This window comes from Saccharopolyspora sp. NPDC002376, from assembly GCF_053593195.1.
Genome location: NZ_JBSFBZ010000024.1, coordinates 57031 through 71337 on the forward strand (window position 1 = coordinate 57031; position 14307 = coordinate 71337).

14 protein-coding genes are annotated in these 14307 nt (G+C 67.6%); 2 read left to right on the top strand and 12 right to left on the bottom strand.

Features of this window, described 5'->3' with window-relative positions:
• Positions 1 to 22 precede the first annotated feature (22 nt).
• On the bottom strand, positions 23 to 1270 hold the full coding sequence (locus tag ACWCO2_RS17820) for a heparan-alpha-glucosaminide N-acetyltransferase domain-containing protein (protein WP_450128818.1): 1248 nt from the start codon (positions 1268 to 1270) through the stop codon (positions 23 to 25).
• Between the two features lie 166 nt (positions 1271 to 1436).
• On the opposite strand from ACWCO2_RS17820, the gene ACWCO2_RS17825 reads away from it, so the two are divergent.
• Positions 1437 to 2651 carry a sensor histidine kinase gene (locus ACWCO2_RS17825; protein ID WP_450128819.1) on the top strand — a complete coding sequence of 405 codons (1215 nt, stop codon included), beginning with the start codon at positions 1437 to 1439 and terminating at the stop codon, positions 2649 to 2651.
• On the opposite strand, the gene ACWCO2_RS17830 is transcribed toward ACWCO2_RS17825, so the two are convergent.
• The 8 genes from ACWCO2_RS17830 to ACWCO2_RS17865 form a co-directional block, all read right to left on the bottom strand.
• Positions 2644 to 3747, bottom strand: coding sequence for a VanZ family protein (locus ACWCO2_RS17830; RefSeq protein WP_450128820.1), 1104 nt, complete (start codon positions 3745 to 3747; stop codon positions 2644 to 2646). The two genes, ACWCO2_RS17825 and ACWCO2_RS17830, sit on opposite strands and share 8 nt — an antisense overlap.
• A gap of 164 nt (positions 3748 to 3911) precedes the next feature.
• Positions 3912 to 4856, bottom strand: a complete 945-nt coding sequence (locus ACWCO2_RS17835) for a YdcF family protein (protein WP_450128821.1) — start codon at positions 4854 to 4856, stop codon at positions 3912 to 3914.
• Between the two features lie 104 nt (positions 4857 to 4960).
• A complete protein-coding gene (locus ACWCO2_RS17840) occupies positions 4961 to 6241 on the bottom strand; it encodes a PPE domain-containing protein (RefSeq protein ID WP_450128822.1) in 1281 nt (426 codons plus the stop codon).
• A gap of 39 nt (positions 6242 to 6280) precedes the next feature.
• Positions 6281 to 6862: a DUF3558 domain-containing protein gene (locus tag ACWCO2_RS17845; RefSeq protein WP_450128823.1), complete on the bottom strand. Its 582-nt coding sequence runs from the start codon at positions 6860 to 6862 to the stop codon at positions 6281 to 6283.
• Positions 6859 to 7266 carry a hypothetical protein gene (locus tag ACWCO2_RS17850; protein ID WP_450128824.1) on the bottom strand — a complete coding sequence of 136 codons (408 nt, stop codon included), beginning with the start codon at positions 7264 to 7266 and terminating at the stop codon, positions 6859 to 6861. Before ACWCO2_RS17850 ends, ACWCO2_RS17845 begins: the two co-directional genes overlap by 4 nt.
• Before the next feature lie 126 nt (positions 7267 to 7392).
• The gene (locus tag ACWCO2_RS17855) at positions 7393 to 8229 is read right to left on the bottom strand and encodes an ESX secretion-associated protein EspG (RefSeq protein ID WP_450128825.1); all 837 of its coding nucleotides are present in this window, start codon (positions 8227 to 8229) and stop codon (positions 7393 to 7395) included.
• Between the two features lie 112 nt (positions 8230 to 8341).
• A complete protein-coding gene (gene dnaK, locus ACWCO2_RS17860) occupies positions 8342 to 10165 on the bottom strand; it encodes a molecular chaperone DnaK (RefSeq protein WP_450128826.1) in 1824 nt (607 codons plus the stop codon).
• Positions 10166 to 10285: 120 nt separating this feature from the next.
• Positions 10286 to 10852, bottom strand: coding sequence for a helix-turn-helix domain-containing protein (locus tag ACWCO2_RS17865; RefSeq protein WP_450128827.1), 567 nt, complete (start codon positions 10850 to 10852; stop codon positions 10286 to 10288).
• Positions 10853 to 10940: 88 nt separating this feature from the next.
• Here ACWCO2_RS17865 and ACWCO2_RS17870 point away from each other — a divergent pair, with 88 nt between their 5' ends.
• A complete protein-coding gene (locus ACWCO2_RS17870) occupies positions 10941 to 11771 on the top strand; it encodes a class I SAM-dependent methyltransferase (protein WP_450128828.1) in 831 nt (276 codons plus the stop codon).
• On the opposite strand, the gene ACWCO2_RS17875 is transcribed toward ACWCO2_RS17870, so the two are convergent.
• Genes ACWCO2_RS17875 through ACWCO2_RS17885 form a run of 3 tightly spaced genes read right to left on the bottom strand, consistent with a single transcriptional unit; the run spans position 11772 to position 14306 of the window.
• Entirely contained in the window at positions 11772 to 11906 is a 135-nt protein-coding gene (locus tag ACWCO2_RS17875; RefSeq protein ID WP_450128829.1) for a hypothetical protein, read from the bottom strand.
• A 25-nt stretch (positions 11907 to 11931) separates the two neighbouring features.
• Positions 11932 to 13077 carry an MCE family protein gene (locus ACWCO2_RS17880; protein ID WP_450128830.1) on the bottom strand — a complete coding sequence of 382 codons (1146 nt, stop codon included), beginning with the start codon at positions 13075 to 13077 and terminating at the stop codon, positions 11932 to 11934.
• Positions 13077 to 14306 carry an MCE family protein gene (locus ACWCO2_RS17885; protein ID WP_450128831.1) on the bottom strand — a complete coding sequence of 410 codons (1230 nt, stop codon included), beginning with the start codon at positions 14304 to 14306 and terminating at the stop codon, positions 13077 to 13079. Before ACWCO2_RS17885 ends, ACWCO2_RS17880 begins: the two co-directional genes overlap by 1 nt.
• Position 14307: the final 1 nt, after the last annotated feature.

Sequence of the window (14307 nt, forward strand, 5' to 3'; positions counted from 1 at the left end):
GTTCCCCGCGAAACTGCTCGCGTCAGGCGCGAACGAGAGCGTCGGAGGTCTTGGTGGACGTCCAGTGCATGACCCGCTCCAGCGGACCGCGACCGAGGAACGGGCGCCACAGTGCGCAGAACACCAAGGACACCAGCGTGAAACCGAGCAGCGGCAGCCACGGCTGCTCCGCCAGCTCCGGTCCGGCGGAGTCCATCAGGACCTTCAGCGCCACGCCCTGCGCCACGTACACGGTCGGGGCCAGCGCACCGACCGCCGACAGCGGTGCGAACAGCTTGCCCAGGTGGTCACCCGCGAACAGGCACACCGCCAGGACCGCCAGCGCAGCACCGGTCGAGGCCACGATCTCGAACGGCGTCCCGGTGTGCGGCGCGTTGATCAGCAGGAACGCCGGCGTGGTGGTGGGCGCGGTGCCGAAGCCCACCATCTGCAGCACGTCGAGCGGGTCCTTGCCCATCTGCTCGGCGATCGGGCGCAGGGTGTCCAGGACCGGCTGCAGAGCGCGCATTCCGCCGAAGACGTTCAGCGCGAGCCAGGAACCGCCCGCGCCGACCACGGCCAGGACGACACCGCTGACCAGCAGCCGCAGACGCACCGCGGTCGACCGCAGGTCCAACCGCCCGACCGCCAGGCCGACGAACACGAACGGCATCCAGGTCAGCACCGGGTAGGCACCGTCGAGCAGCAGCCGCTGGATGCCCGCACCAGCGCTGGACAGCGAAGTCAGATCGGTGAACGACAGCGCACCCCCTGCGGTCTCCCCGCTGATCGCAGTGCGGAGGAAGAACGACGCGACCGGCCCGACGACCGCCCACACCGCCGCGACCACGAACAGCACCGCGGGCCGCACCCGCAGGAACGGCAGCGCCAGCAGGAAGTAGAGCGCGTAGAACGACAGGATCACCATTATCGGGGTGTCCAGCGCGGTCAGCGCCATGCCCAGCAGGAAGAGGACAATCGCGCGCACGCCGATGCGCACCCGGTCCCTGCGCAGCGCCAGCCCCTGGTGCAGCCGGTCACCGCCGGTCAGCAGCGCCAGCGACACCCCGGCCAGCGTGGCGAACAGGATCGAGGCGTGCCCATTGCTCAACATCGCGAGGAAGTCCGCCGCACCGCCGGCCGTCGGGTTGATCACCGCCGGGCCGATGTGCGCGACGAACATCCCCAGCACGGCCAGTCCCCTGGCCATGTCGACGCCGTCGAGGCGGGTGCGAACCGGCGCCGCGGTCGTCATCCGGACCGTGGGCGAGTTCTCGTGAGTGAAAACCATGCTGCGAAAGCTATGGCCGGAAGTGCTGCGCGGTCGTCGCACTGCGGGCCCATTCGCCGATCATCCGCCAGGCGCAGGGAAATCGAACGCAACGCGACCACGTCATACCCCAGGCGTACGACCCGGGGTTCATCCGCGCGGCGCGCGTTGCCATAGGCTTCGCGGCGTGGCCACGGAGAAGTTGAACGCGTCCTCGAACACCGCCGAACCGGGCGAAGCACCGTTCGTCGGCTCGCGACCGTCCTGGCTGGCGCGCTTGCCCAGGTGGGTGGCGCTGGCCGCCATCAGTGCGATCTTCTGCTTCCTCTCCGCCTGGAGCGTCCTGCAGAACCGACCGGAGTTCCTGGACGCGCTGCCCCTGCTGGTGGCGGCACTGGCCGGATCACTGGCACTGCTGGGGATGCGCCGGTTCCCGACTGCGGTGGCCATCGCGAACACGGTTCTGCACTTCGTGTCGCCGCTGGGGTCGCTGGCGCTGTTCCCCGCGCTGTACGCGCTGGGCGCCTACGGCCGGAAGAGCTGGCAGATCTGGGGCATCACGGCGATCAACGCCCTGCAGCTGGCCCAGCTCGGTGACCTGTTCAAGCTGGATACCCAGACCCTCATCACCAGCATCGTCATGCAGGCGCTGCTCTACAGCTTCCCCGTCATCATCGGCCGCTACATGGCCAGCCGCCGGGCCAGGCTGGTGCACTGGGTGGAGCGGGCCGAGCGCGCTGAGCGGGAACGGGCCCTGATCGCCGAGCGGACGCGCAGCGAGGAGCGCGCCCGCATCGCCCGGGAGATGCACGATTCCGTTGCGCACCAGGTGAGTCTGGTCGTCGTGCACGCCGGCGCGTTGGAGATGGTCGCCAAGAACGACCCGGAGAAGGCGGCCAGCGCGGCGTCGACCATCCAGCAGGTGGGGCGCGGCGCGCTGGACGAACTGCGGCAGATGATCGGCGTGCTGCGCGCCAACCCCGGCGACGACACCCCGGAACCGCCGCAGCCGAAGCTCGACGACGTCGAGGCGCTCGTGTCCGCCTCCCGCGAAGCCGGGCTCGACATCGAGCTGACCATCACCGGCGACCGCCGCAACCTGTCGGACCAGGTGGAACGCGCCGCGTACCGGGTCGTGCAGGAGGCCCTGACCAACGTCCACAAGCACGCTGGTGGCGCGCGGGCGATGGTCTCGCTCGAGTACCGGGAGAAGAAGCTCGCGGTCTCGATCCGCAACGGCCGCCCGGCCGCGGGTTTCCAGCGCAGCCTGCCCAGCGGTGGTCAGGGCCTGATCGGTCTGGCCGAACGGGTGCAGCTGGCCGGAGGCAAGATCAGCTCCGGCCAGCTGCCCGACGGCGGCTTCGAGGTGTCGGCCACGCTCCCCGCGCGCGAGGTCAGCTGAGCACGTCGACGCGAGCGACGGCTCGGGAGTCGGTCAACCTCAGTCCGGTCAAGACGCAGGAGAGACCGCGGTGCCCGGCCGTGGTGAAGATCGCGATGAGCGACGCCAGGCCGAAGACGGACGACACCGGCCCCAGCAAGCCCAGCCCCGGCAGGTCGGCGAGCTGCGAGATGAGCACGTAACCACCGATGCCGACCAGGCTGCGCGCCAGACGGGTGCCCGCCCCCACCGGTCGCCCGTCGCGCGTCGTGGCCTGCAACCGCACGATGCGCTGCCCGAGGCTGGGCGCCTTGCCCACCAGCGGAACGACGACCGCCAGCAGGAACCACGGCACCCACAGCCTCACGACGTTCACCGCGGTGTACCCGGGCAGCTCGATCACCGGGGTGTCGGAAGCGCTGAGCAGCTCACCGTGCACGGCGAGCAGGATCACGTCGGCGAACACGACGCAGAGGACGGCGGCGAACTGGTACGCCATCAGGTCGCACACCATCGCGAGCAGTCGCCGCGACTTGGTGACCGGACGCGGCTGGCCGGGGTCGGCGTCGAGGCGCTGTCCCGGCACGGCGCGCAGCACCGGCGCCACGAGCGCGCCGATCAACCCGCCCAGCCCGTTGGCGATCAGATCGTCCACGTCGAAAAGCCGGTACGCGCACGGGTACAGGAACCAGATGCCGGAGCCCTGCGTGACCTCGATCAGCAGCGAAACACCCAGGCCGATGGCCGTGGTGGCCAGCACGCTGCGCTTGAACATGTACCGGATGAACATGCCCAACGGCACGAACAGCGCGACGTTCAGCAGCACCTGGGTCAGCGCCGGGTTGCGCAACGTGGCGGCGATCCCGATGCCGATCGCGTCCTTCTCCATGTCGTTGACGAAGTTGAACGGAATCCACTGTGGACCGCTCGTGCCGTACACCGCGCAGAAGTCCGGCCGCAGCCCGGGCAGCGGGAGCAGCACGTAGGCGAACAGCGCGAGGGTGTAGACGAGACCGACGAGGGCCAGTGCGAGGTTGCCGATGCCCAGTTCGCCACGTCTGCGGTACTGCCGTGCGACATAGGGAACAAAAAGGACGACAGCCAGGAAGGCTGCCAAGATGACCGCTACCACAGCCGGAACCAACCGCGTACTCAAAACTCCCCTACCTGTGAAGAAAACGAAAACTGCGCAGGCATCAGTGCTCTGCGAACGGACTCGATGGACCCTATGCGGCACTGCTCGGGACGGCGCTCCGAACCGCTGGAGTCCTCTTCGGACGGTCAGTGCTCGGCGACGTTCAGACCGCCGAGGAACAGCAGCAGGCAAATACCGCCGTTGATCACCTTGTGCGACAGGAAGATCGCCACGAACTCGCGGATCGTCGCGCTCGGCCAGTAGTACCGGGCGGTGGGCGAACCGATCACCTGACCGTTGACCTTCTCCGCCCGGGCTATCCGCGCGGCCCGCATGACGTGGAAGTTGTTGGTGACCACCAGGCAGCGGAAGTCCGGCTTGGCCTGCTCCATGATCGCCTTGCTGAACCGGAGGTTCTGGTCGGTGGTGCGCGACTGGTCCTCGACCAGCACCTGATCAGCAGGCACGCCGCGCTCGATCAGGTAGTCCGCCATGGCGCGCGCCTCGGGCAGGTCCTCACCGGGCCCCTGGCCACCGGAAGTGACCAGCAACGGCTGCCGCCCCAGAGCGCGCTCGGCGTCGAACACCTCGCGCCCCCGGTCGAGACGGCTGGCCAGCAGCGGCGGCACCCGGGAACCGAGCAGCCCCGACCCGAGCACCACGATGAAGTCGACCTGGGTCTTGTGCGGGAACTTGCCGTAGACGAACGAGTACAGCAGGAAGCACACAAACAGGAACGACACGTAGAACAGCACGCTGTTCGTGGCGCTCACGACCGCTTGGAGCAGCGTCCACTGGAGCAGGTTCGCCATGAGGCTCAACGCGATCAACCCGATGATCCCGACGCCGGCTGCCAACGACAGCAGGTTCGCCACCCGCCTGCCCTCGCGGCGCATCATCGTGATCCCGTTGGCGATCAGGAACCCGGCGAGCACGAGCACCGTCACCGAGATCAGGAACACCAGCGCCAGGAAAATCACCGACGCCGCCATGTCCGAAACCATGGCGAGCTTAAACAGCAGCCCAGCCAGCGAGAACATCAAGGCGAGGAACAGGTAGACGCCGTTGCGCACCCGTCGGCGGTCGCGCATGAAACCAATCGCAAAGATGACGAGCAGTAAAGCAGCGATCACGAAGAAGAGCACGGCAGCAGGCTAACCGACCCCAATCATCTCGACGCCAGCACACCGCCCGGCTATTTCTCCTCCGACGGCCGCGGCGGCTTGCCCCGCAGCGCCTCGGCCTCCCAGTCGCCGAACACCGGCGGAGCGACCTTGGGGATCTCGAGATCGTCCCAAGCGTCCTTGCCACCCTTGACGAACTTCCGCCCGTGCTCCTTGTCCTCCTCCCGCTTCCCCCGCCCACCCGACGCAGGCCCACCGGCCGCAAGACCACCGGAAGCTCCCCGCACCCCCGGACCACTGGAGCCCACAGCGCCCGGCGCGGGTGTGCCGCTTCCGGTGCCAGAACGTCCACCTCCGCCAGGCTTACCCGAAACACCCCGCCCTGCCCCAGGTCCGCCGCCTCGCCCGATGCCAGAACCCGGCCTGGGCAGTGCCGAGCCCGAACGACCGCCAGGTCCTCCCGGCGGCACAACAACTCCACCGACTACGCCGCCACCCGTCCCGATCGGCCCCTGAACGGGAACACCTCCACCGGCCACCGGATTGCCGCCCCCGACAGGCGGTGCCCACGCCGAATTCGACTCAGTCGGCGTCTCCGACACTGTGTCCTCCGGAGGCTGCTCGTCCGGCGCCACCGGATCCGGCGCCGGTACCGGATCAGCCGGTGTCCGCGGTCCCGGGAGCTGGCTGGCTTCCGTTCCGGTGCGGGTATCACTTACGTCTTCGTAGCCGTTGATCGGATCGACCTTGCGCACCGGAGTGGTCTCTGCCGCTGCGACATCAGCGGTGAACGTCGGCGGCGGCGCGAACGCTTGGAGACCGTTCACGCGCTCGTTAGTGCTCTGCGTGTAAGCCTCATACTGCTGACGCGCGTGCGCCTCGACCTGATCACGAACGTCCTCGTGGACAATTCGAACCCCAGATTTTACCGCAAACGCCACAGGATTGACGTAGTCACTCCAGCCGATGTTGTCGGGTGGAACCTCGTACGGGGCTACGAAGGAGAAGTAGAAGTCCGATGACATGTCTGTCTGTTGCCTCAAAGCGGCACCGGTCGCCGCCGCGATGTCGGCCGCCTCCGCCGTCGCCTTCGCCAACGGCAGCACTGCCTCTCGCGCCTGATCAGCTGCGCTGCCCTGCATCAAGATCTCGGAGTCCTTCAACACCCGAGCGAGTGCAGCAGCTGCGTCGTTGAACGCTGTTCCGACGTCTATCCAGGATTTCCCAGCACCCGACAGCGAATCCACTCCGGGGCCGCCCTTGACCTCGCCGTAGATTTTCGCGTGAACGAACTCCACCTGCCCCGGTGGGGCCACTTCCCGCCCGCCGAACAACCAGTCGAACGCCCCCATCGCCGCCTCGATTCCTATCGTCCTGCAGGAGCTTCTCCCTCAGCGCGAAGGGAGGTTCGACAGCACCATCTCCGCGATCCTGTCGGACATCGCACAAGGATCCGCATAATCCGGATTTCCACGCCCTTCAGGCCCGACCTGAAAACTAACCAGCACGACCGCAGTGTCCGACGTGCCCACAACGGTTCCACAAGCCCCGCTGCTGACCCCGTCGTGTACTGCCGGATACCCGGCGACCTGCGCAGTTGGCTCACCATCAGCGACCACCTTCGCCGCGTACCTCAGCCCGTCTCTCTGGACCGTATTGGGGGCGACGCTGACCGTGATCCGCTGATTCCGCCAAAGGCAAGCCTGCTGCCCCCACGGGGTCGGCTCAGTCGCGCCGGTCGGCAGAGCAGCAAGCAGCTCTCGCTGCTGCGGATTCAACAGTCGGCAAGGATCCTGGATCGCGTTGAGCTCTTTCGGCTGATCGATGCGGAACGGGTCATTTGCCACCGTCGTCGGGCGGCCAGCAATCATCTGCTCAGAAGCCCTGAATGTAGCGGCGAACCATCCGACTATCACCGCTACAAGCACCCCGCCGACCGCTACCAGCAAAACCGCTGCGCCGCGCCGGGTCATCCCATGCTGCTTTCTTCATCGATGCGCTGGTGGTCCTGGACCGCTCGCTGCACCGCATCCTGGAAGCCCATGACCCAGTCAGCCATGCCCCGAGCAAAGTCGGACAAGCTTCCATCGCCGCCGCGGGCCCGTTCACGAATTCTCTTGATCTCGTTGACCGTCACGTCATCCAAGAAGGGCGGACCGGCACTCGAGAGCCGCAGCGCCATGTTGTAAATGTTTTCGTATTTAGCGAGAACCTCGTCCAATCCGGCGAGAACCCGCGGAAGCCGATCGGGCTGAATGTGAAATGTTTGCGTTCCGGATTCGATCAACGCCGCGCCGGTGAGCGGGTGGAACGAGGTCAGATCCTCGCCCTCAGCAGATGTTTCCACCGCTCGCTGCGGTGGCACCGGGGCACTCACACCTGATCGCCTCCCGAATCCCGAGGGGGCAGCTGATATTGTCACATAAAGCCAGGAAATAAGAGCCTTGGCAAGAAGTTGCCTAGCTGAATACGCCGGACGTGTACTACACCAGCGCATTCGTGTTCACTGTCGCCGTTCGCGAAACAGGGCGAGCTCGTCATGGTAGATGCGCAAGGAATCAGCGATGAGCTCCGAATCCCCTGGAGTGACCAGTACTTCTGCACCGGACGGCGGTTGCGGAATTTGTACAACGCGCCCCGAGGAACCGTGGTGCGCCGTGATCACCCACGGAGCGATGTGGTTTCGACCCACGACATCCCTGCTGGCGACATTGAACTGCCCGATGACTCGGTCGACTAGTGTCGCGAGCCGGCCCACTTCTCGAGCGTCGGACGGGTCCACGTCTGCTTGGCCGAGTTCGTAGGCTATCCAATCGCCTTGGTCTGCCTTGTGGTTCTCGGCTTCTAGTGCTGCTGCCGAGAGGATTTCCGTTGGTACGAGGACACTTCGCCCGTTCGCCGGGTTGACATCGGGTAGGCACTCCACGACCGATCGTTCCGCCGCGGCCGTGCCGACTTCATCGATCCGCACGCGGTCACCTCGCAGGACGATGCGGAACGCCAGGTTGTTCACCGCCGTCATCGCGCGGGTTTCCGGCTCGTCGGGCTCAGTCAGGTACAGGTACGTAAGCGAGTGGCCGTAGGCCAGGGCAGACACGATCTCGTACCACTCGTCGTTCAAACGACCGTGGTCGATCCAGCCCTTGGCTCGCACGCTGTCCTCGGCTGCTTCCAGCACTGCCTTCGGGTCTTCCGGCTGTTCCAGTCCGCTGTCGCGGGACGTGACGAATGCCGGGATGTCGAACCTGCGCTGTGCTTCCGCAGACGAGACGCCCCCGGTGTCGTGGCGGGCCTTCTCGTGCCGCACGATCGCGCCGAATTCCCAGAAGCTGCACTCCACCCCAGACCTCGCAATGCCGCTCGCACGGGATCTTTCGAGGACCTATCAGGTTATCCAGAACCACTGGAACGCATAGCGAAAGCTCGGGGTTTCACTGGAACAGACCAGTTCGTCAGTCCTTCTTCTTGTCGTCCTCGTCGATGATCTCGGCGTCCACGACGTCCTCGTCCCCGGCTTCCGGTTCCGCGCTCGGCGGCGCTTGGCCGTAGATGGCTTGCCCGATGGCCTGGGATGCGGTCGCCAAGTGGTCAACCGCCGATCGGATGCGTTCCACGTCATCACCTTTCAGCGCTTCGTTGACGCCCTTGATCGCATCCTGGACCTGCGTCCGGGTGTCGGCCGGGATCTTGTCCGCGTTGTCGGTGAGGACCTTCTCCGTTTGGTAGACGAGTGTTTCGGCCTGGTTGCGGGTTTCGGCCTCCTCGCGGCGCTTTCGGTCTTCCTCCGCGTGCGCTTCGGCGTCCTTGACCATCCGGTCGATGTCGTCCTTCGGCAGCGCCGAGCCACCGCTGATCTTGATGGACTGGTGGCGACCGGTGCCCAGGTCCTTGGCGGAGACGTGCACGATGCCGTTGGCGTCGATGTCGAAGGTGACCTCGATCTGCGGCAGCCCGCGCGGCGCCGGCGGCAGACCGGTCAGCTCGAACATGCCGAGCTTCTTGTTGTGCGCCGCCATTTCCCGCTCGCCCTGGAACACCTGGATCATCACCGACGGCTGGTTGTCCTCAGCCGTGGTGAAGGTTTCGGAGCGCTTGGTCGGGATCGTGGTGTTGCGCTCGATCAGTCTCGTCATGATCCCGCCCTTGGTCTCGATCCCCAGCGACAGCGGGGTGACGTCGAGCAGCAGGACGTCCTTGACCTCACCGCGCAGGACACCGGCCTGCAGGCTGGCGCCAACGGCGACGACCTCGTCCGGGTTCACGCCCTTGTTCGGTTCCTTGCCGTCGGTCAGCTCGCGCACCAGGTCGGTCACCGCCGGCATCCGCGTCGCGCCGCCCACCAGCACCACGTGGTTGATGTCGCCGACCTTGATCCCGGCGTCCCGGATCGCGTTGCCGAACGGCTTGCGGCAGCGCTCCAGCAGGTCGGAGGTGATCCGTTCGAACTCGGCGCGGGACAGCGTCTCGTCCAGGAACATCGGGTTCTTGTCCGCGTCGACCGTGATGTAGGGCAGGTTGATGTTGGTCTGCGAGGAACTGGACAGCTCGATCTTGGCCTTTTCCGCGGCTTCCTTGATCCGCTGCATGGCCATCCGGTCCTTGGTCAGGTCGATGCCAGCGGACGCGCGGAACCGCTCGACCAGCCACTCGACGATGCGCTCGTCCCAGTCGTCGCCGCCCAGGTGGGTGTCGCCGGAGGTGGCCTTGACCTCGACCAGCCCTTCACCGACGTCGAGCAGCGAGACGTCGAAGGTTCCACCGCCGAGATCGAAGACCAGGATCGTCTGCTCCTTCTCCCCCTTCTCCAGCCCGTAGGCCAGGGCCGCGGCGGTTGGCTCGTTGATGATCCGCAGCACGGTGAGCCCGGCGATCTGACCGGCTTCCTTCGTGGTCTGCCGCTGCGAATCGTCGAAGTAGGCGGGCACCGTGACCACCGCGTCGGTGACGTCCTCGCCCAGGTACGCCTCGGCGTCCCGCTTGAGCTTCATCAGCACGCGAGCGCTGATCTCCTGCGGCGTGTAGGCCTTGTCATCGATCTGGACGCTCCAGTCGGTGCCCATGTGCCGCTTGACCGACCGGATCGTGCGGTCCACGTTGGTGACCGCCTGGTTCTTCGCTGGCTGACCGACCAGCAGGTCGCCGTTCTTCGCGAAGGCCACCACCGACGGTGTGGTCCGCGAGCCCTCGGAGTTCGCGATCACGGTGGCTTCGCCGCCCTCCAGCACGGCCACCACGGAGTTCGTCGTCCCCAGGTCGATACCTACCGCGCGCCCCATCACGCACCCCTCTCGAGTCCCGCGAGGCCAACATCCTCAGTATGGGAACTGCTCGCAGGTGCGTCCACCTGGGCAAACAGGTGCGGGAGTGGCGCGAGGTTCGCGAGTGGTGAGGGACGCTCACGAGGCCGGCTTGGCCCGGACGTGCATCCGCTCGCCCTGCGGCCCGAACAGGCTCAGGACCTCAACGGGCGCGTCACCGGTGCTGCCGAACCAGTGCGGGAGGCGGGTGTCGAACTCGGCGGCCTCCCCCACCTTGAGCACCACGTCGTGCTGGGCGAGCACCAGCCGCAGCTTCCCGCTCAGCACGTACAGCCACTCGTAGCCCTCGTGGGTGCGCGGGTCCGGCTCGCTGCGCGCGGGACCGATGATCATCTTGAACGCCTGCAGCCCGCCCGGCTGCTGGGTCAGCGGCACCACCGTGGTGGCGTCGCCGTGCTTGACCGGCTTCATCCGCACTCGCGGGTCGCCGACCGGCGGCGCGCCGACCAGCTCGTCCAGCGGCACCTGGTGGGCGTGGGCGATCGGCAGCAGCAGCTCCAGGCTCGGTTTGCGCTGCCCGGACTCCAGGCGCGAGAGCGTGCTGACCGAGATCCCGGTCTTCTCCGACAGCGCCGACAGGGTGCAGTTGCGCTGCTGGCGGATCCCTCTGAGGCGCGGTCCGACCGCGGCGAGCACTTCGTCCATGACCTCATTGCAGAAACAGCAACAAGGTTTGTCAAGCCGGCCGGGGCGCGCGCATCGTGGTGTCGGAACATCACGGATTGGAGTGCAGATGACCGACCTCGACTGGGCCGCGATGGCCGATGTGATGGAGCTCGAAGGCGAGGCGAACCGCCCGTACGTGCAGCAGGCGCTGGCGGAGCTGGCGCACCTGGAGCCGAAGCGGATCATGGACATCGGCAGCGGTCCCGGTGTGGCTGCCTGCCAGCTGGCGGCGGCGTTCCCGAAGGCCGAGGTGACCGCGGTCGACGGCACGCCGGAGCTGCTGGCGCGGGCCGAGCAGCGGGCGAAGCTGCTCGGCGTTGAGCTGCGCACCCGAGAGGCAGAGTTCCCGACTGGCCTGGACGAGTTGGAGGCCGCGGACCTGATCTGGTCGGCGCAGGCCGTGCACCACGTCGGCGATCAGCAGGACGCGCTGAACCGGATGGCACGACTGCTGACGACGGACGGAGTGCTGGCGGTCGTGGAGGGCGGGTTGCCGACCCGGTGGCTGCCGAACGACCTCGGCTTCGGCCGACCCGGCCTGCAGGCGCGGATCGACGCGGCGATGTCCGAGCGGTTCAACCAGATGCGCGCTGAGCTGCCCGGATCAGTCGCCGCCGTGGAGACCTGGGCGGACATGCTGCGGACGGCCGGACTCGTCGAGACTCGCAGCAAGACGTTCCTGGTGGACCGCCCGGCCCCGCTGGACGACGACACCCGGCGATGGGTGCGGGGAACTGTCGAGCGCTACCGCCACGGCCTCGAAGGGCAGCTGGACGCCGAGGACCTCGCGACCTTGGACCGGCTGCTCGATCCGACCGATCCGGCGGGCATCGACCGGCGCTCGGACCTGTTCCTGCTCACCGCGAAAACAGTCCACTTCGGACGCAAACCGGCTTGATCAGGGCGCGATCTCGCAGAGCTCCAACCGCGAGATCGCACCCACCGCCGGACTCAGGAGGTCGCGGAGCCGCCCCTGGGAGACGTCGTTGCCGCGCGGGTTGATCACCTGCGGCTGGCCGGTTGCGTAGCGCACGGTGTCGCCGGTGCCGACGGGTCCCCTACGGCTTGAACGGCGGCGGAGGTTCGACCGGGTCCGGGATCGGCTCGCGCGGTGCGTTCTGGGAGCCGCGGACGCTGATCACACTGCCCGGGGGTTCGGCGCAGTGCAGGTCCTCGTTGGTCGGGCCGGGGGCCGTTTCGCTGCCGGGGCGGCGGGGCGTGCCCTCGTAGCCCCTGGTGCAGGCGATCGGGTTGAAGAAGTTCAGGACCAGGCCGAGGTGACCGGTGCCGTCCGGGGACAGCGTGTGCGAGAACGCCGAGATCACCGGCATCGCCACCAGCAGCTGCTCCATGCCCGCCGTGCGGACCTCGGTGATCTTCATCGTGGTCAGCAGGTTGGCCGTCACCACGCCGAAGTCGGTGCCCGCGCTGTCCAGCAGCCCCTGGACCTCCTGGCTGGCCACGGGCGCATCCCGGATGATCCCGCGCAGGTCAGGGTCGGATTCCTTGAGCCGCCCGGAGATCTGCCGCAAGCCACTGCTGAACGACTTGATCTGCTCGCCCTGCTCCTGCTGGGTGCGCAGCACGACGTCGCTGTTGTCCAGCAGTTCTGTCGTCTGCGGCAGATGCTGCTGGGCCGCGGCGGTGACCGAGCTGGTCGCGTCCAGCAGGCGTTGCAGGTGCGCGCCGGTGCCGTCGAAGGCGGTGCCGACCTCGTCGACGACCGTGCGCAGGTCGTCGACCGGAACGCTGCCGACCAGCCGGTCCAGGTCGACCAGCAACGACTCCGGCGGCAGCGGCACGTCGGTGCGGTCCTGCGCGATCACCGCCCCGTCCGCCAGGTGCGGACCGCCGTCGCGGCCCGGCCGCAGGTCCAGGTACTGCTCGCCGACCGCCGACCGGTTGGCCACCGCCGCACGGGTGTCGGTGGGGATCGGCGGGGCGGAGTCGTCGATGTGCAGCTCGGCGTCGAGGCCGGACGCGGTCAACCGCATCGCGGTGACCCGCCCCACCGCCACGCCGCGGTAGGTGACCTCGGAGTTGGTGAACAGCCCGCCGGAATCGGCCAGCTGCACGGTCACCGAGTAGCCGCTGCCGCCGAAGAACCGGTCCAGCCCGGCGTAGCGACCACCGGTGTAGCCGACGCCGACCACAGCCAGGACCAGGAACAACGCCATCTGCACCTTGGTCTTGCGACTGAACATCACTGGCCTCCCGGCAGCGGTGGGACGGGGAGCAGCGGCTTCGGGTCGGGCTCCGACGGGGCCGGCAGCGGCAGCGGTGGCAGCTGCTCCGCTGGTGGCGGCAGCCGCAGGCCCGACTGCCCGGAGTCGCTGATGCCGGGGATCGGGATCAGCGGCCCGGAGGAGCGCGTGAGGTTCTCCACGATGCCGCTCAGGTCCAGGTCGAAGCGGACGTCGGCGTTGACGAAGTCGCCCTTGAGCGGCTTCATCACGTACTCCGGGAACGGGTAGGTCGCCAGATAGCCGATGGCGTCCGGCAGCGCGGCGCCGGTGTCTGCGAGCTTCTGCAGCGTGGGCGTCAGCGCGCGCAGGTCGGCGAGCATGTCGTCCTTGCTGCGGTTGACGGTGTCGACCGCGACGCCGGAGAGCCGGTCCAGCGACTGCAGCATCCCCACCAGCTGGTCGCGCTGCTCGTTCAGCGCCTGCAAACCCGGCCCGATCTTGTCGAGCGCGTCGGAAACCGTGCCGGTTTCCTCCCGCAGCGTCGTCGACAGCCGGTCGAGCCCATCGATGGCCCGGGTGATGTTCTCCTTCTGACCGTCCAACCTGGACACCGTCTCGTTCAGGTTGTTCAGCAGGGAGCGGATTTCCGGCTCGTTGCCGGTGAAGGCCTTGTTCAGCTCCCGCACGATGTCCTGCACCTGCGCCACCCCACCGCCGTTGAGCAGCATCGACAGCGCGCCGAGCACCTCCTCGACCTGCGGGTTGCGGTTGGTGCGCTCCAGCGGGATCACCGCACCGTCGGCGAGCTCGTCGGATGCGGGCTTCGCGGGCTCGGCGAGTTCGACGAACTTCTCCCCCAGCAAGCTGGACTGCCGAAGTCGGGCGTCGGCGTTGGCCGGCAACCGCACGTCACCGTTGACCGACATCGACACCAGCGCCGTGGTGTTGTCCGGGCCGAGCTCGATGCTCTCCACCCGGCCGACCGGCACGTCGTTGACCTTCACGCTGGACTGCGGCACCAGGTCCAGCACGTCGGCGAACTGCGCGCTCACCCGGTACGGCCGGTCGCCCAGCTCGGCACCGCCGGGCAACGGCGCGTTGTAGAGACCGGTGAACCCGCCCGCAGAGCAACCGGACACGATGAACAGCACCAGGACCAGCGCGCCTCGCCTCAGAGCTTGTTGGTGGTTGCGCTGCTTGGGTGGTCGCTGAGCGGCTGACGCCGCTTCCACAAGCGCGGACGGCATA